The organism is Burkholderia sp. AU33423 (assembly GCF_002223135.1).
In the GTDB taxonomy this organism is placed as follows: Bacteria; Pseudomonadota; Gammaproteobacteria; order Burkholderiales; family Burkholderiaceae; genus Burkholderia; species Burkholderia lata_D.
The window spans coordinates 1392416-1409453 of the sequence record NZ_NKFH01000007.1 but is presented as its reverse complement, the minus strand read 5'-3'; the positions used below and the strand labels follow the sequence as shown (position 1 = coordinate 1409453).

General features: G+C 67.6%; 14 protein-coding genes. 8 read left to right on the top strand and 6 right to left on the bottom strand.

Annotated elements, in window-relative coordinates; genetic code table 11:
- Positions 1-473 precede the first annotated feature (473 nt).
- Positions 474-1061 (top strand): RNA 2'-phosphotransferase, encoded by a 588-nt coding sequence (locus tag CFB50_RS24900; RefSeq protein ID WP_069251415.1) that lies wholly within the window; start codon positions 474-476, stop codon positions 1059-1061.
- Between the two features lie 9 nt (positions 1062-1070).
- Here the strand turns inward: CFB50_RS24900 and CFB50_RS24895 are convergent, their stop codons facing one another.
- Positions 1071-1487 carry a DUF3995 domain-containing protein gene (locus tag CFB50_RS24895; protein ID WP_089432585.1) on the bottom strand — a complete coding sequence of 139 codons (417 nt, stop codon included), beginning with the start codon at positions 1485-1487 and terminating at the stop codon, positions 1071-1073.
- Between the two features lie 345 nt (positions 1488-1832).
- On the opposite strand from CFB50_RS24895, the gene ald reads away from it, so the two are divergent.
- A complete protein-coding gene (gene ald, locus CFB50_RS24890) occupies positions 1833-2948 on the top strand; it encodes an alanine dehydrogenase (RefSeq protein ID WP_089447499.1) in 1116 nt (371 codons plus the stop codon).
- 54 nt (positions 2949-3002) lie between these two features.
- Here the strand turns inward: ald and polX are convergent, their stop codons facing one another.
- From polX to CFB50_RS24865, 5 genes are all read right to left on the bottom strand, one after another.
- Positions 3003-4772 carry a DNA polymerase/3'-5' exonuclease PolX gene (gene polX, locus CFB50_RS24885; RefSeq protein WP_089447498.1) on the bottom strand — a complete coding sequence of 590 codons (1770 nt, stop codon included), beginning with the start codon at positions 4770-4772 and terminating at the stop codon, positions 3003-3005.
- A 155-nt stretch (positions 4773-4927) separates the two neighbouring features.
- Positions 4928-5320, bottom strand: a complete 393-nt coding sequence (locus CFB50_RS24880) for a TraR/DksA family transcriptional regulator (RefSeq protein ID WP_069251411.1) — start codon at positions 5318-5320, stop codon at positions 4928-4930.
- 312 nt (positions 5321-5632) lie between these two features.
- On the bottom strand, positions 5633-6805 hold the full coding sequence (locus tag CFB50_RS24875) for a glycosyltransferase family 4 protein (RefSeq protein ID WP_179254224.1): 1173 nt from the start codon (positions 6803-6805) through the stop codon (positions 5633-5635).
- Between the two features lie 153 nt (positions 6806-6958).
- Positions 6959-8344: an undecaprenyl-phosphate glucose phosphotransferase gene (locus CFB50_RS24870; RefSeq protein WP_089447496.1), complete on the bottom strand. Its 1386-nt coding sequence runs from the start codon at positions 8342-8344 to the stop codon at positions 6959-6961.
- 32 nt (positions 8345-8376) lie between these two features.
- On the bottom strand, positions 8377-9159 hold the full coding sequence (locus tag CFB50_RS24865; protein ID WP_069251409.1) for a Crp/Fnr family transcriptional regulator: 783 nt from the start codon (positions 9157-9159) through the stop codon (positions 8377-8379).
- Between the two features lie 917 nt (positions 9160-10076).
- On the opposite strand from CFB50_RS24865, the gene CFB50_RS24860 reads away from it, so the two are divergent.
- The 6 genes from CFB50_RS24860 (at position 10077) to CFB50_RS24835 (ending at position 16998) form a co-directional block, all read left to right on the top strand.
- On the top strand, positions 10077-10859 hold the full coding sequence (locus tag CFB50_RS24860; RefSeq protein WP_174943771.1) for a Crp/Fnr family transcriptional regulator: 783 nt from the start codon (positions 10077-10079) through the stop codon (positions 10857-10859).
- Between the two features lie 179 nt (positions 10860-11038).
- On the top strand, positions 11039-11290 hold the full coding sequence (locus CFB50_RS24855) for an acyl carrier protein (RefSeq protein ID WP_046547642.1): 252 nt from the start codon (positions 11039-11041) through the stop codon (positions 11288-11290).
- Positions 11287-12483 (top strand): acyl-CoA dehydrogenase family protein, encoded by a 1197-nt coding sequence (locus tag CFB50_RS24850; protein WP_069251407.1) that lies wholly within the window; start codon positions 11287-11289, stop codon positions 12481-12483. Before CFB50_RS24855 ends, CFB50_RS24850 begins: the two co-directional genes overlap by 4 nt.
- Positions 12480-13454 carry an amino acid--[acyl-carrier-protein] ligase gene (locus CFB50_RS24845; protein WP_069251406.1) on the top strand — a complete coding sequence of 325 codons (975 nt, stop codon included), beginning with the start codon at positions 12480-12482 and terminating at the stop codon, positions 13452-13454. Before CFB50_RS24850 ends, CFB50_RS24845 begins: the two co-directional genes overlap by 4 nt.
- Complete coding sequence (locus tag CFB50_RS24840) at positions 13451-14518, top strand: DUF1839 family protein (RefSeq protein WP_069252916.1); 1068 nt, start codon at positions 13451-13453, stop codon at positions 14516-14518. Before CFB50_RS24845 ends, CFB50_RS24840 begins: the two co-directional genes overlap by 4 nt.
- On the top strand, positions 14515-16998 hold the full coding sequence (locus CFB50_RS24835; protein ID WP_089447495.1) for a glycoside hydrolase family 2 protein: 2484 nt from the start codon (positions 14515-14517) through the stop codon (positions 16996-16998). Before CFB50_RS24840 ends, CFB50_RS24835 begins: the two co-directional genes overlap by 4 nt.
- The last annotated feature ends 40 nt before the right edge of the window (positions 16999-17038 follow it).

The window sequence follows — 17038 nt, the reverse complement described above, 5'->3', positions numbered from 1 at the left end:
GCAGGCGCCGCCCGTGCCGAGCACGACAGCGCCTTCATGCAGTCGCGCATCGCGCCAATTCAGGTCGCGCTGCACGGATCGGCTTCTTTGCGAGCCTTATCGTCTGACAAATACCGGCATCTGCCTGCATCTGCCCTTCATCGCTCATGACCCTCATTCAACTTAGACGCCGCGTTTGCCGACAGCAAGCGCGACGTGCACGACCCTCTTTCGGGTCCGGCGACAAGTGCCGCGAATTATAGATGGAACCGGTTCCATTGAGTGTCGTATCAATGCAATTCAATGCATCGAAAATCGCAACAATTGAAAAATCCGGGAGTCGGAACCGACAAGAATCGCGTGATTCCCGACTGATGCGGGGCGTCACGTAGAGGATGGTTGTGTGGCGAGCGGCGCCGAAGTTGTCTCTTTCCAGCCACGCGGGGTACCCGGGAGTGCCCTTTTGCGCGGTGCTCTGGTAGCCTCCGCGTCTCATGAAACCACACAAGAAGAATGAACTGCCGGCGACCGACGCGACCGGCATCAGCCGAATGCTCAGCTACCTGCTGCGCCACGCGCCGCAGTCGATCGGGCTGCAACTCGACCCGGAAGGCTGGGCCGACATCGACGAACTGATTACCGGCGCTGCTCGCCACGGGCACCGCCTCGATCGTGCGACGCTCGAAACCGTCTGCGCGACGAACGACAAGCAGCGCTTCGCCCTCTCCGACGACGGCCGCCGCATCCGTGCGGTACAAGGCCATTCGACGCCCGTCGTGCAACGCCGCTATCCGGCCGCGCAGCCGCCCGAGCGCCTGTATCACGGCACGGCGACGCGCTTCCTGGATTCGATTCGGGCGCAAGGGCTGAAACCCGGCGCCCGTCATCACGTGCATCTGTCGCCGGACATCCGGACGGCGCTGGCCGTCGGCACGCGCTACGGCGTGCCCGTGATACTCGAGGTCGATGCGCAGCGCATGCATCGGCAAGGCCACACGTTCTTCGTCGCGGAAAACGGCGTATGGCTGACCGACACCGTGCCGGCGGAATTCCTCAAAGAGATGGACGGGCCCGCGCGCTGAGACGCGCGCTCACCACGGCCAGAACATCGACGCGATGGACAGCGCCAGCGCCGCGCAAAGCGGCGAGTAATACAGCGTGTCCATGCGTGCGAAACGCGACCCGCGAATCCGCTTGAAGAAGCCGACGTAACGGAAATCGCCGACGGCCCGCACCGCGAAGATCAGTGCGAACGCAACGACCGCGAACGAGATCGTGCCGGGATACGCGTTCGGCCCCAGCCAGCCGGCACGCGCGGCAACCACGCAGGCGCCGCCCAGCAACGCCACCGCGACCGCGAGCGTGCCGATGGCGGTCGGCCGCAATAGCGGCTCGCCGTCCTGCTCCGGAATGGCGGCCCCCTTGCCGCGCCGCCCGCCCAACGCCCAGTAGACGTGAACGAGCGCGATTGCGCAAAGCGTCGGCACGCTGAAATACGCTCCGGTCATGTCGGTCAATGTCCTCGTGTCGTTGTCTCGTTATCTCGATGTGTTGCCGGCAGCGTTCCGGCACGCGGCCTCGGTCCGCGACACACGTGACGATACCGAAACCCGGCAACACGTGCATTGCGACCGCCGGTCGCAACCCGCCACCCGTCACCCGCGGCAGCGCATGTTGCGATGCAGTGCGCGCGCCGGTGCACGCGACCCGGCCGCTTGACTTCCCTCCGCGCACTACTACCCTGTTATTCCAGTACTGCGGTCGATACGCCGCTGCGCGATCGGCCGCACGGGCATCGTTCGCCGCGAGGCGCACCTGCACGACAACGATAACGAAGGCCATGGAGGCGACTCATGCTGATCGGTGTGCCGAAAGAGATCAAGAACCACGAATATCGCGTGGGCCTCACGCCGGCCGGCGCGCGTGAACTGACGCGGCACGGCCATCGCGTATTGGTGCAGCGCGGCGCGGGCACGGCGATCGGCCTGCTCGACAACGACTACACGGCCGCGGGCGCATCGCTCTGCGACGGCGCCGACGAAGTCTTCGCGCGCGCCGACATGATCATCAAGGTCAAGGAGCCCCAGCCGGCGGAATGCGCGATGCTGCGACGCGGCCAGATTCTCTACACGTACCTGCATCTCGCACCCGATCCCGACCAGGCGGCCGCGCTCGTGAAGTCCGGCGCCGTCTGCATCGCCTATGAAACCGTGACGGGCCCGGGCGGCGGCCTGCCGCTGCTCGCGCCGATGAGCGAGGTGGCCGGGCGCATGTCGATCCAGGTCGCGGCGACCCACCTCGAAAGCCCGCGCGGCGGGCGTGGCCTGCTGATGGCCGGGGTGCCCGGCGTGCCGGCCGCGCATGTCGTCGTGCTCGGCGCGGGCGTGGTGGGCACCGGCGCCCTGCAGATGGCGGTCGGCCTCGGCGCACGCGTCACCGTGCTCGATACCAACGTGAACCGGCTGCGCCAGCTCGACCTCGTCTTCGCCAACCGGATCGCGACCGTCTGCTCGAATGCACACACGATCGACGAAGCCGTGCGCGATGCCGACGTCGTGATCGGCGCCGTGCTCGTGCCGGGCGCGTCGGCGCCGCGGCTTGTCACGCGCAACATGATCGCGACGATGCGCACGGGAGCGGTCGTCGTCGACGTCGCGATCGACCAGGGCGGATGCTTCGAGACCTCGCATGCGACAACGCACGCGGACCCGACCTTCGTCGTCGACGGCGTCGTGCACTACTGCGTCGCGAACATGCCCGGCGCAGTCGCACGCACGTCGACCTTCGCGCTGAACAACGCGACGCTCACCCATGCGCTCGCGCTCGCCGACAAGGGCTGGAAGCAGGCGATGACCGACGATCCGCATCTGCGCGCGGGCCTGAACGTGTGCGAAGGACACATCACGTACGAAGCCGTCGCGCTGGCGCTCGGCCTGCCCTATGTGCCGGCGACCGGCGTACTGGTATGACGTGACCGCATTCATGATCGGCCAGCCGCCGACGGCACGCGCCGCCGGCTGCGTTCACGCGCCCTTCGCGCCGCCGCTGCGCTTCGACGCGCCGCCCGCTCCCATCGTGCGTGCAAGCAGCGGCCTCAATTGCGCGAGCGTGCGCGTGTTCAGCACGTCGGACCGCGTGAGCCAGCCACGTCGCGCCTGATCGACGCCGTACGCGAGATTGTCGAGTTCGTCCGCACTGCACGCATCCGAGCCGATCGCCACCGGCACGCCGGCCTTCGCGGCCTCGCGGCACCAGACGTCCGGCAGGTCGAGCCGCCGCGGCTGCGCATCGAGTTCGACAAAGCAGCCGCGCGCCGCGGCGTGCGCGATCACGCGCGGCACGTCGAGTTCGCATGCATCGCGCTCGCCGAGCACGCGGCCCGTCGGGTGCGCGAGAATCGTGAAATGCGGATGATCCATCGCGCGCAGCATGCGCGCGGTCTGCGCGTCGCGCGACAGTGCGAAGCCGTCGCGTACCGCACCGACCACGAGATCGAGCCGGCCGAGCATCGCATCGGGCACATCGAGGCTGCCGTCCTCGCGAATGCTCGCCTCCACGCCCTTGAGCAGCACGAAACCGTCGAACGACGCGTTGAGGCGATCGATCTCGTCGAGCTGCCGGGCAAGCCAGTCGAAGTCGCTGCGGCTGCCGCCGGCATCCGGTGCCCGGTCGGTGATGGCCAGGTACGCGAACCCGCATGCGCGTGCCGCATCGGCCATCGCACGCAGGCTGTCGCGGCCGGCCGACGCGTCGGTATGCGCATGCAGATCACCGTGCACGTGCTTGCGCTCGACCAGTGCCGGCAGCTCGCCCACCCGCGCGGCGTCGATCTCGCCGCGATCCTCGCGCAACTCGGGCGGCACGTCGTGCAACCCGATCGCCGCATAGACCGACGCCTCGGTCGCGCCGGCAATCCGTTCGTCGCCGCGAAACACGCCGTATTCGTTGATCTTCAGCCCGCCGGCCTGCGCGATCCTGCGCAACGCGATGTTGTGCGCCTTCGATCCCGTGAAGTAGACGAGCGCCGCGCCGAACGCATCGGCATCGACGACGCGCAGGTCGACCTGCAACCCGCTGGCGAGCACGACGCTCGACTTCGTCTTGCCGTGCGCGAGCACGCGCGCAACCTCGCCATAGCCGACGAACGCTTCGGCGACGGCCACCGGATCACGTGCGGTGACGAGGATGTCGAGATCGCCGACCGTCTCGCGCCGGCGGCGGAAACTACCGGCCGCCACGACCTTGCCGACGCCCGCGATCGCGCGCAGGCGGTCGAGCAGCGGCAGCAGCGAGTGCGCCGCATCCGGCAGCAGGAAACGTTGGGGTTCGCGCTTCAGCCGGTCGTCGATCGCTTCGAGCAGATGCGCTTCGGTTTTCGGGCCGAAGCCCGGCAGCTCGCGCACGTGCCCGCTCTTCGCTTCCGCGCGAAGCTGCTCGAGCGAATCGACGTGCAGTGCGTCATGGAGCGCCTTCACACGCTTCGCGCCGAGCCCCGGCACGTCGAGCAGCTCGACGATCGCGCCCGGCAGCGCGTGGCGCAGCGTTTGCTGTAGTTCGCAGGTACCGGTCGCGGCGATCTCGCGCAGCTTCGACGCGAGATCGGGCCCGATCGACGGAATCTTCCCGAGATCGTCGCCGTTCGCGATCATCGTCGGGATATCGCGCCCGTAGTCGGCAATCGTCCGTGCTGCGTTGCGATAGGCACGCACCCGGAACGGATTGGCGCCCTGGATCTCGAGCATGTCGGCAATCTCGGCGAACACGGCCGCGCATCCGGCATTGTGGATCGGCATGATCGGCGTGACTCCCTTCCACGTGGATGACGCCGCGCGCATGCGCGACGGCGTCTGCCCGCCCGGCGCCGCATGCTGACGCCGCCGGGCGCCCGTTCATCATCGTACGCCGGCCGCGCCGCACGTGCCGCGCCGCGATGGCGACGACGTCAGCGTCAGAGGGAGGCGCGCGGCGTCGTGGCGTATTGCCGCTCGTAGATCGACTGGCAATGCGTGCAGCGTTCGGCGGCCGGGCGCGCCAGCAGGCGCTCGTAGCCGACCGAGCCGTCGCAGTCGATGCACTCGCCGTAGCTGCCGTCGCGCATCCGCTGCTGGGCACGGCCGATCGCGCGCAGCTCGGTCAGTTTCATGCCGATCAACGCATGATCGACGTCGACGAACAGATCCGCATTGGCCTCGTCACCCTCGTCCGGCGCCGCGCCGGCGAGGTCTGCGTAGGACTCCGACGCGCGCTGGTCTTCGCTGCTGCGGATCTCCGCACGCAACGTCTGCTCGCTCTCGTTGAGCCGCTGTTTCAGCGTCTGCCGTTGTTGTGGGTCGAGCGCCATGGCCGTCTCTCCTGTTCCGGGTTCCGCGCGGAGCATTGCGGCGCGCGGTGTCGCGCCGGTGCGCGGCGGGCCGGCGTCACCGCCTGCCACCGTGTCCGGATGGGCGCCCGGCGACACGCAGTGCCGGACGCATTCGACGCAGGATAAACCCATTGAACACGCGTGTGTTGACCGGAATCAGCGTGCGCTGCAGCGCTCGCCCGATGCGCGCCGGAACTGGGGACGGACGGTAAATCGCGACATCGTCGAATGCGGTTATCGCAGACGCCGCCGGCGTCGCCCGACCCGTCTGCAACGTTGCGTCATCGCACGTCAAGCATCGGCACGGACGATGTCGATCAACGTGCGCGCCGAGCGCTGCCAGCTGTACCGATGCGCGTGCTCGCGGCCCAGCGTGCGCAGCCGTGCCCGCAGTTCGGGATCGTCCATGACGCGGGCGATCGCCGCGGCGATATCCGGTGGTGAATACGCATCGCAGAACAACGCTGCACCGCCGCAGACTTCGGGAAGCGCCCCTTCGTGCGACACGATGACCGGGCAGCCACATCGCATCGCCTCGAGCGGCGGCAACCCGAATCCTTCGTAAAGCGACGGAAACACGAAGCAGCCTGCATGCTCGTACAGCGCCTTCAGCTCGCCGTCGGTCACGTAACCGGCCCATGTGACGTACGGATCGTCTTCGCGCAGGCCCGCCGCGCGTGCGCCGAAGACCTTCGCATTGGCGCCCCCCGCGATCACGAAGCGCAACGTCGGGTGCGACTCGCGCATCAGCGCCACCGCAGCCAGTGCGCGCACGAGATTCTTGCCGGGCGCAAGCGACCCGACAAACAACACGTAGCGGTCCGTCTCGAGATTCAGGCGCGACAGCACGCCGGAATCGGCATCGATGCGGTCGATATGATCGACCGCCCCCGGCACGACCGACAGGCGCGCCGGCGGCACGCCAAGCCGCGCGGCCAGCCGCGCCCGCGAAAAATGCGAGACCGTCACGATATGGCGCGCACGTCGCTTCATGATCGAGAATGCGAAGCGGTACCAGAGGCGGAACGCCATCGAATAGCCGGCCGGCAGATCGAAAATCGCCGCGTCATGAATCATCAGCAGCTGATCGCGCTTGACCAGCGGGCCAATGTTGCAAAGGCTCAGCAAGGTCCGGCCGCGCGTCGTGCGCGGCAGCGTCCATTGTTCCCACAGCGTGCCGTGCCGGCGCCCGGACGTCAGCGATCGCGCGCCGGCCGGCATGGCCGCCGGATCGTGATCGGACGGCACGACGAGCGACGGGGCATCGTCGGCGCTTGCGATCCGCGCGAGCTCCGCCGTCAGTTCGTATGCCACGCGCTGAACGCCCGTCATGCGCTGCGCGGTGAATTTTCCGTTGATTGCGAGCCGGCGCGGCCGCGCGGCATACGCGGCCGTGCCGGCGCCCCGCTCCGCGCGCGCTTCCTGCAATACCGATGCGCTTCGCTCTCGAATCGACGTTGACATGATCGTGACCATTCCGATGGCTGCGGCGCGCCGTTGCGCCGCCGGACACCCCGTTGCGCGGGATGCTGCTGTGCCGTCAGTGTGTCCGTCACCTGCACTCCGGTCGGTACGTTCGATCGCACAACGCGCCGCTTTCCGGATGATTTGACATCCTTAGAATGCATTGCGTCCGATGAATCCCCGAACGATCGTCAACAGGATGATCTTCATGTCGAACCAGAAGCTCCAGTTCTGCATGTAGAACAGATCGAACTTCACACGCGCTTCCATCGCCTCGACCTTGCGCGTCTCGCCGCGATAGCCGTTCACCTGCGCCCATCCGGTGATGCCGGGCCGCACGCGGTAGCGGTACATGTAGCAGTCGATCAGTTGCCGGTAGAAGTCGTCGTGTTCGATCGCGTGGGGGCGTGGGCCGACGACCGACATCTGCCCGAACAGCACGTTGAAGAACTGCGGCAGTTCGTCGAGCGACGTCCGCCGCAGGAACGCGCCGACGCGTGTGATCCGCGAATCGTTGCGCGACGCCTGTCGCACGACGCCCGGTTGGTCGCGATGCACGCGCATCGTCCGGAACTTGAGAATGTCGAACTCCCGGCCGTCGACACCCTTGCGGCGCTGCCTGAACAGCACGGGCCCCGGCGACGACAGCTTGACCGCGATCGCCAGCATCGACAGCAGCGGCAGCAACGGAATCAGCACGCCGAATGCGAACAGCCGGTCGAACGCGAACTTCGCCCACAGCTCCGGCGCCGAGCGCGGCGTGGTCGCGAGGTTGATGGCCGGCATGCCGAGCACGTCGGTCGCCGAGCGATCGACCACCGCCATCTGCCGCACGTCGGGCAACAGCCGCAGCTCCACGAACTCGTCGCGCAACTCGCGGACGATGCGCTGGATCCGCCACTCGTGCGACATCGGCAGCGTGAGCCATACCTCGTCGATCTCGCCGCCGCGAATCAGGTCGCGCAACGCGTTCCAGTCGTCGATCACCGGCACGCCGCCGATGCCGCCGGACGCAGCCTGCGCGTCGTCGTCGAATACGCACGCCGCCACGAAAGGCCCCTGCGGCGCAAGCTGCATCCGCTCGACCGCGACCCGCCCGTACGCCGTTGCGCCGACCACCGCGACGCGGCGCTGCCGCGCGCGCGGGTCGTCACGCGTCAGCGCGAGCGCCAGCAGCGCGGCACGGCCGAGCAGCAATGCGGCGTCGCCGGCCAGCACCGTGCGCACGATCCAGTGCGTCGTGATCGTGCCGCCGCGGTTCATGATCCACATCGCGGCAGTCACCGTCAGCACGCTCGCGCAGACGAGCACCACCATCGTCTGCGTCAGTGCATGCGTGCCGCCTTGCGGCGCCACGCTGCCGCGCACGGTGCGCAGGTCGCGCGGCAGCAAGGCCACGGTCAGCACGCACAGCAGCGCGATCGTGCCGCGCTGCGCGTCGGACAGCGCGTGCCACGCGAGGCCCGACGCCGCCTGCGCGGCGAGCGCGCCTGCCAGCACGAGCACGACGTCGGCAACTGCGATCACAGAACGCCGCATGGAATTCGTCCCACCGGACGTCGATTGCATCGTCACGCACCTTGTGCCGGGAACCCGCGATGCGCGTCCGGCATGCGGGGCCGAACCGGTGTCGGCCTCGCCGTCCCGCGCGTGCCGAGCAGCCTGCGATAGTCCGCGCGAATCAGGTTGTAGCATTCACACGCGTGATGTTCGAGGCCGTCGCGGTCGAGCACCGTGATGCGGCCGCGGCGCTGCCGGATCAGCCCGGCTTCCTGCAGGTTGCCCGCCGCTTCCGTCACGCCTTCGCGGCGCACGCCGAGCATGTTCGCGATCGTCTGCTGCGTGACCGCCAGTTCGTCGCCGTCGATGCGGTCATGCGCAAGCAGCAGCCAGCGGCTGAGCTGCTCGCTGACCGAGTGATGCCGGTTGCACAGCGCGCTGCGCGAGATCTGCGCCATCGCCGCCTGGCAATAGTTGAGCAGCAGCCGGTAGGTTTCGGGCGAGCGCTCGAATTCGGCGCGCATCACGCAGCTCGGCACGCGATAGGCCATCCCGCCGATGCGGACCTCGACCCGGTGCGACGCCGCGGCGCCACCGACCATCGTCGCCAGCCCGACCACGCCCTCGCGGCCGACCTGCGCCACCTCGACCATCGCACCGTCCTCCATCAGATGCTGCACCGACATCATCGACGTCGTCGGGAAATGCACGTGGCGCATCGGCTCGCCGACCCGGTCAAGCATCCCGGCCTTGATCCTGACCAGTTCGAGATGCGGTGCGATGGTGCGGATGCTGTCCTCGGGGAGGGCATCGAGGATGGCGTTCGCCGAGTAGCTCGAGTGAAGATGAAGCATGTCTGTATCCCTTTTATCGTCCGCGCCGCCTGCAGCCGCGTACACGGAACTCGTTATCGCGATGCGTGCTCGGACTGACCGTGGTTGCGGCCACAACCCTGATTCCGACTGACCATCGGCTTATCGCCCGGATCGAGTCGGCCGTCCCGTTTCGACACGCCAGCCCGAATAAGCGATTTACGTGCCAAACCATGCCCGTCCTTAATATATGAATCACGCCTGATTTAGATCGCCCGAATAACCGTCCAAAAAACAAAAAAGCGTCTCATTTCCGGACACTCTTCCGAGCGACGGACACTGCACGTGATTCGACTGATCAATTCACCTGCATCGAACCGAGGCAGCTGCAGCGGTGCCGCACGGCTTATCGGTCATATACTTACAGTCGATTTTCAATTGTTTCCATGATGTTCCGGATAGCACTCCGCTACGGCGTCGCGCCTCACACGGCTGTTTGAAACTGTCTCAAATTTGAATCGGCACACTAATTTCAGGCTCTGTAACCCATCGCACAATTAGCTTGCAACCATTTGATTTATATGAATATTCTTGCGCGCACCATTTATTTGTCAAACAATGTTCAATATTCAACCCGGCACTTTTCCCATGCGAGGCGCACCCCAACCCGATTGATTCACGGCCGACATGGAATGAATGTCCGAAGTCGCATTCAACTTCCGGATGATTAATTTCACGGAAATGAATCATTAAATCCGGATAACGTTTACATGCAACAAAATCGTCAAACATTGTGAAATGACGCAATGTGCAATTGATCGATTTCAATGGCGTGCTAGCCTTTTCGCCAGTATCGTCACTCTGGTTTTGACGAACACAAGTCCGCACGATCGTGCGAATTCCCAATTTTCGGGATATCGCCGGGACGACGCGTGACCGCCACCCTACGAGGATGCGCCGTGACTCACCAGGCCCCTGACGCCGTCGCGTACGCGAACGGCATGATCGAGCTGCCCCACAGCTTCGACGCGAACCGCTTTCTCGCGGCCATCGACCGCGACGAGCTCGCGACGCTGGTCCCCCACCTTCAACTCGTCCACCTGAAATCCGGGCAAGTGCTCTGCGAACCCGGCGAAATGCTCGCCGCGGTCTACCTGCCCGTCACGACCGCGATTTCGCTGCAGTACGTGTCGTCCGGCGGCATGACGCTGGAAGTCGCGGAGATCGGCAGCGAGAGCGTGGTGTGCGACGACGTGATCGGCGGCAGCGGCCGGATGCCCTGCCGCGCCGTGGCCTGCCGCGACGGTTTCGTCTACCGGCTCGACCGGCGCGTGTTCGCCGCCGCGTTCGACACATCGCCGGTGATCCGCCATCTCGTGTTCATCTGCGTGCGGCTGCTGATGGCGCAGGTCTCGCAGATCACGTTCTGCAGCCGTCATCACGTGCTCAAACATCAGTTATGCAGATGGTTCCTGCTCGCGTACGACCGGACCCGCAGCATCGAGATCCAGGTGACGCACAGCATGCTGGCGCAGATGCTCGGCGTACGGCGCGAAACGGTCACCGATGCCGCCGGCGAAATCCAGAAGCTGGGCCTGATCCGCCAGTACCGGAGCTCGATCGAGCTCGCCGACCTCGACGGCCTCGAGAAAATGTCGTGCGGCTGCCGCGCGATCGTGCGCGACGAGATGAAGCGCATCCTGTCGGCCGATTCGGGCGTGCCGGCCGCGTCGCGCACCTGATCGGCGTGCCGCATAGGGACCGCACGTGCGGTCCGGTGCCTGCCGGGTCAGCTGTTTGTAGGGTGACGAACAGAACGACGTGTCTGCCAATGGTCTACTGATGCCGGACTGCCGGGGGGACGTCAGCGCGTGTCGCGCGTCTGCCCGAGCGGACGACACCACGCACGCCGGAGCAGCACGTGAAAAACGAAATCAGAACCATCCTGAAGCACGTCGCCCATCTCGAAGCCGCGATCGATTCGATCGGCGACGGGGACGACCTCTACGAAGCGGGCCTTTCGTCACTCGACACGATCCAGCTGATGCTCGCGATCGAGAAGCAGTTCAACATCGAGATTCCCGACGAGATGCTGAACCGCAACCTGTTCCGCAGCATCGACGCGCTCGCGGACACGATCACCACGCTGCAACGCACCGAGCATTCAGCATGAGCGCGCTGCTTCCCGAACTCGCGACCGACCGCGATGCGCGTCGGCTCGACGAGGCCGCGCATGCCGTCGCGCAGATCGCCGCGCAGCACGCGGACGCGGTCGACCGCGACGCGCGCTGCCCCGTCGAGGCGATCGAGGCGATGCGCGCGCGCCGCCTGCTCGGCGCGATGGTGCCGACCCATCTCGGCGGTGCGGGCGCGTCGCTGGAAGACATCGCATCGGCCTGCTCGATTCTCGGCCAGGCCTGCGCATCCTCGGCGATGGTATTCGCGATGCACCAGATCCAGGTCGCCTGCATCGTCGATCACGCCGCCGACCAGGGCTGGCACAAGCTGTTCCTGCAGCAGCTCGTGCGCCACCAGTGGCTGCTCGCATCGGCCACGTCGGAAGACGGTGTCGGCGGCAACCTGCGCGCGAGCCAGTGCGCGCTCGAAACCAGCGGCGGCGAGTTCCGGCTGCGCAAATCCGCGCCGACGATCTCGTATGGCGACTATGCGGACGGCATCCTCGCGACCGCACGACGCGATGCGGACGCGCCGGCTTCCGAGCAGGTGCTCGTCACGCTGCTGCGCGACGGCTACACGCTCACGCGCCGCGGCGAATGGGACACGCTCGGGATGCGCGGCACCTGCAGCAACGGCTTCGAGCTCGATGCGCAAGGCGCCGCCGTCCAGTGCCTGCCGGTCCCGTTCGCGAAGATCGCCGAGGACACGATGGTGCCGGTGTCGCACATCCTGTGGGCCGCGGTATGGATCGGCGTGGCCGGCGACGCGTTCCACCGCGCGCACCAGTTCTTCCGCGCCCAGGCGCGCCAGACCGACGGCGCACCGTCGCCCGCGTCGCGGCGCATCGCCGAATCGCTCGCGCTGATGCAGGCGATGCAGGCCCGCGTCGACACCGTGCTGCGCCTTCATGCGAATCCGGCGTCCCGCTCGTGGTCGGCCGGCATGGCCCGGGCCGCCGAGATCAATACGCTGAAGACCTACGTGTCGACGACCGCGCTGGAAGTCGCGCACCAGGCCATGATGATCTGCGGGATGGCCGGCTACAAGCAAGGCACGCCGTTCAGCATCGGCCGCCACATTCGCGACCTGCTCGCGGCGCCGCTGATGATCAGCAACGACCGCATTGCCGTCAACACCTCGAACCTGCTGCTCGCGCTGCGTCCTGCGACGCTGGAGAAACATACGTGAACGATCGCCTTGCCGTGCCCTCCGCTGCCTCCGCTCCCGCCGATGCACCGATCGACCGCGCGGGCGTCAACCCGCTGCGCGACGAACTGATCGACGCGGGCCTGCTGGTCTCGACCGGCATCCAGGGCCTGTTCGGCCGCAGCGAACGGTTCGAGCGCGTGGTCGAAGCGCTCGACGCGTTCGTCACGCGCCTCGGCGCCGACCAGCACGCCGAAGTGCTGCGCTTCCCGCCAGCGATGAGCCGCACCGAGTTCGAGCGCAGCGAATACATGAAGAGCTTCCCGCAGCTCGCGGGCAGCGTGCACGCATTCTGCGGCGACGAACACCAGCACCAGCGCGTACTGCAGTGCCTCGATCGCGGCGACGACTGGACGGAAAGCCAGAAGCCGACCTACGTCGTGATGACGCCCGCCGCGTGCTACCCGGTCTACCCTGTCGTCGCCCGCGCGGGCGCGCTGCCGGCCGACGGCCGGATCGTCGACGTCTTCTCGTACTGCTTCCGTCACGAGCCGTCGCTCGACCCGACCCGCATGCAGCTGTTCCGGATGCGCGAGTACGTGCGGATCGGCACGCCCGAGCAGATCGTGTCGTTCCGCGAGACCTGGATCGAACGCGGCACGCGGATGATCGAGGCGCTGCGCCTGCCCAACGCGATCGACCTCGCGAACGATCCATTCTTCGGGCGCGGCGGCAAGATCGTCGCGCACAGCCAGCGCGAGCAGAACCTGAAGTTCGAGCTGCTGATCCCGATCGAGCACGACGATCGCCAGACCGCGTGCCTGAGCTTCAACTACCACATGGACCATTTCGGGCTGCTGTGGGACATCCGCACCGCGACGGGCGACGTCGCGCACACGGGCTGCGTCGGCTTCGGCCTCGAACGGCTCACGCTCGCGCTGTTCCGCCATCACGGCTTCGACATCGACGCATGGCCGCGCGAAGTCCGCGACGTGCTGTGGGGCACGCCATGAGATTCGTGTCCCGCGACGGCGAAGACGCGTCGTTCGAGGATGTGCGCCACCGCGCGCGCCACTACCGGCCGCATCCGCTGCATAGCCAGGAGATGGTCTGGAAGCAGACCAACTGCTACGTCGACATGTGGCTCGAGGTGCTCCGGTGGTGGGGCTTCAATCCGTATGCGGCGCTGCCGTTTACGATCGCGCTCGATTTCGAGGGTGACCAGTTCACGTTCTTCAAGTTTCCGCACGACGAACTGGAGCGGCTGTACGGCATCGTCGTGCAGGAGCACTCGATCTACGAACCGCTCGACCAGCACATCGAGACGCAGGTTGCGCGCGGCCACCTGATGATCGTCGAGGTCGACGCGTGGTTCCTGCCCGATACGCGCGGCAGCAGCTACCGCACGCAGCACACGAAGACGACGATCGGCATCGATGCGATCGACCGCGCGAGGCGCCAGATCGGCTACTTCCACAACAGCGGCTATTACGTGGCCGAGGATTTCGACTACAACGGGCTCGTCGGCGGCAACTCGCCGATGACGCTGCCGCCTTACGTGGAATGCGCGAAGCGGCGGTTTGCGCCGCTCGACGAGCGCGAGCTGTGCGAAACGTCGCTCGCCGCGCTGCAGCGCCACCTGCGGCGCCTGCCGGTCGTCAACCCGATCGCCGCGTTCCGGCGGCAATTGCAGACCGACGCGCGGACGCTCGCCGATTCACCGCTCGAGCACTTCCACGCGTACTCGTTCAACTCGGTGCGGCAGCTCGGCGCGAATTTCGAGCTGTTCGGCCATTACTCGCGCTGGCTGCAGGCCAGCGGCTGCGTCGGGCCGTTCGCCGAGATCCGCGCCGCGTGCGACCGCATCGCGTCCGAAGCGATGGTGCTCGAATTCCGGCTCGCCCGCGCCTGCGCGCGCGGCAAGGAGGAGCGCGGCGACTCGACGCTCGAAGCCATCCAGGCCGCCTATTCGGATGTGGTCGCCTGCGCGCGGCAGATCGGCTTGCCGCTGCGGCATCCGACGCCCGTGCGCAGCGAGCGCAACGACATCGCGGCACCCGTGCCGGTCATGCGGTGACGCGCCCGCGTGCCCTGCCCGCGTGGTCGATGCTGGCGACGGCCGCGGGGGTCGCACGGGAACCGCGCGACCTCCCCGCCGGCGGCGACGGGTGGATTCCGGCGACCGTGCCCGGCACGGTCGCGCAGTCGCTCGCGCTTGCGGGCCGGCTCGACGAAGCCGCATCGCTCGACGAGCGCGACCACTGGTACCGGATCGAGCTGCGCGGACACGGGCCGCGCGTGCTGCGCTTTCACGGTCTCGCGACGCTCGCGCAAGCGTGGCTCGACGACACGCCGATCCTTCGCTCCGACAGCATGTTCGTCGCACACGATGTATCCGTGTCGCTCGACGGTACGCACCGGCTGACCCTCTGTTTCCGGGCGCTCGCCCCGCACCTGCGCGACACGCGCGCGCCGCGCCGGGCACGCTGGCGCACGCGGCTCGCGGAGCCGGCGACACTGCGCACGATCCGCACGTCGCTGTTCGGACACATGCCGGGCTGGTTTCCGCCGCATGTGCCGACCGGCCCGTGGCGCCCCGTGGACGTGCTCGATCCGGCCGACGGGCCCATTCTCGTCGATTGCGACCTGCACGCGCGCATCGAAGGCGACACGGGCTGGCTCGACGCGGAACTGACGTTCGCCGCGCCGCTGCCCGACGCGCTCGCCGCACGGCTGTCGTGCGGCCAGCACCACGCCACGCTCGAACGTGCCGGCCCCGACCGTCTGCGCGCGAGCGTCGCGGTGCCCAGCGTGTGCCGCTGGTGGCCGCATACGCACGGCGAGCCGGTGCTCTACGACGTCGCACTGCATCTCGGCGACGCGTTGCGACCGCTCGGTGCAACGGGTTTCCGCACGATCGAAGTCGACGCGGGCGCCGACGGCAAGGGCTTCGGGCTGCGCATCAACGGCGTGCCCGTGTTCGCGCGCGGCGCATGCTGGAGCAGCGCCGCGCCGCGCACGCTGCATGCGGACGACGCCACCTACGCCCGCCTGCTCGGGCTCGCGCGCGATGCCGGCTTCAACATGATCCGCGTCGGCGGCACGATGACCTACGAGGCCGATGCCTTTCACGCGTGGTGCGACCGGCTCGGGCTGCTGGTCTGGCAGGATTTCATGTTCGCGAACTTCGACTATGCGCTCGACGATCCTGCATTCGCGGACAACGTCGATCGCGAAGCCCGGCAGTTCCTGTCGCGTCACAGCGCATCGCCGTCGCTCGCCGTACTGTGCGGCGGCAGCGAGATCGCACAACAGGCCGCGATGTCCGGGCTCGGGCCGAAGCAGCGCTTCCTCGAGCTGACCGCCGACCGGCTGGCCGGCCACGCGGCCGCATGCCGGCCCGACGTCCCGTACGTGCCCGATTCGCCCGACGGCGGCGTGCTGCCGTTCGCCCCGCGCGAACGCGTGTCGCACTACTACGGCGTCGGTGCGTACCTGCGCCCGCTCGACGACGCGCGCCGCGCGGACGTGCGCTTCGCGAGCGAATGCCTCGCGTTCTCGAACGTACCGTGCGACGCGACGCTCGCCGAGCTTGGCTGGCCCGGCGTGCACGAGCCGCGCTGGAAGGCAGCCGTGCCGCGCGACCCCGGCACGTCGTGGGATTTCGAGGACATTCGCGACCACTATCTGCAGACGCTCTACGACGTTGTGCCCGACCGGCTGCGGCGCGAGGATCCGGCGCGCTACTTCGAGCTGTCGCGCGCGGTGATCGCGGACCTGATGCGCGAAACGTTTTCCGAATGGCGGCGCACCGGCTCGCGCTGCGCCGGCGCGCTCGTCTGGCAGTTCCAGGACGTGATGCCGGGTGCCGGCTGGGGCGTGATCGACGCCGCGCGCCGGCCGAAATCGGCGTGGCATGCGTTGCGCCAGGTCCTGCAGCCCGTGCAGGTGCTGCTGGTCGACGAAGGCTTGAACGGTCTCGACGTGCATGTCGTCAACGAGCGCCCCGCGCCGCTGTCGGCCGCGCTCGAGCTGGTCGCGCTGCGCGACGGCCGCACGCCCGTCGCACGGGCCGGCTGCCCGGTGCGAATTGCCGCGCACGACACGGTGCGGATCGGCTCGGCCGAGTTGCTCGGCCGGTTCTTCGACTGGACCTACGCGTACCGGTTCGGGCCTTGCGAACACGACACCGTCGTCGCAACACTCCGCGCCGACGACGGCACGCTGCTGTCGCAGGCGTTCCATTTCCCGTCCCGCACGCATCCGGCCGTGCTGGCGCGTCGTGAACTCGGGCTGGAAGCGTGCGTGTCGCGCACCGGTGACACATGGCACGTCGACATCGATACACGGCACGTCGCGCGTCATGTGCAGATCGATGCGCCGGGCTATGTGCCGCGCGACGACTGGTTCCATCTCGCGCCCGGCACGCCGGCGCGTGTCGCGCTCGTTCCGCTTGAAATGATCGGGAGGAGTGGCGCCGCGGTCGACGTGCCGCCGACCGTGGAAATCCGGGCCGTGAACGCCGCGCGCACGGTGCGCGCCACGCAGGCCGGTTGACGCGACGCGCGCGGCTTTCGGCAGCCGCGCGCGTCGCCTT

Coding starts and splice junctions, on each gene's coding strand:
- CFB50_RS24900 (WP_069251415.1), top strand. CDS start 474: ATGAAACCACACAAGAAGAATGAACTGCCGGCGACCGACGCGACCGGC.
- CFB50_RS24895 (WP_089432585.1), bottom strand. CDS start 1,487: ATGACCGGAGCGTATTTCAGCGTGCCGACGCTTTGCGCAATCGCGCTC.
- ald (WP_089447499.1), top strand. CDS start 1,833: ATGCTGATCGGTGTGCCGAAAGAGATCAAGAACCACGAATATCGCGTG.
- polX (WP_089447498.1), bottom strand. CDS start 4,772: ATGCCGATCCACAATGCCGGATGCGCGGCCGTGTTCGCCGAGATTGCC.
- CFB50_RS24880 (WP_069251411.1), bottom strand. CDS start 5,320: ATGGCGCTCGACCCACAACAACGGCAGACGCTGAAACAGCGGCTCAAC.
- CFB50_RS24875 (WP_179254224.1), bottom strand. CDS start 6,805: ATGTCAACGTCGATTCGAGAGCGAAGCGCATCGGTATTGCAGGAAGCG.
- CFB50_RS24870 (WP_089447496.1), bottom strand. CDS start 8,344: ATGCGGCGTTCTGTGATCGCAGTTGCCGACGTCGTGCTCGTGCTGGCA.
- CFB50_RS24865 (WP_069251409.1), bottom strand. CDS start 9,159: ATGCTTCATCTTCACTCGAGCTACTCGGCGAACGCCATCCTCGATGCC.
- CFB50_RS24850 (WP_069251407.1), top strand. CDS start 11,287: ATGAGCGCGCTGCTTCCCGAACTCGCGACCGACCGCGATGCGCGTCGG.
- CFB50_RS24840 (WP_069252916.1), top strand. CDS start 13,451: ATGAGATTCGTGTCCCGCGACGGCGAAGACGCGTCGTTCGAGGATGTG.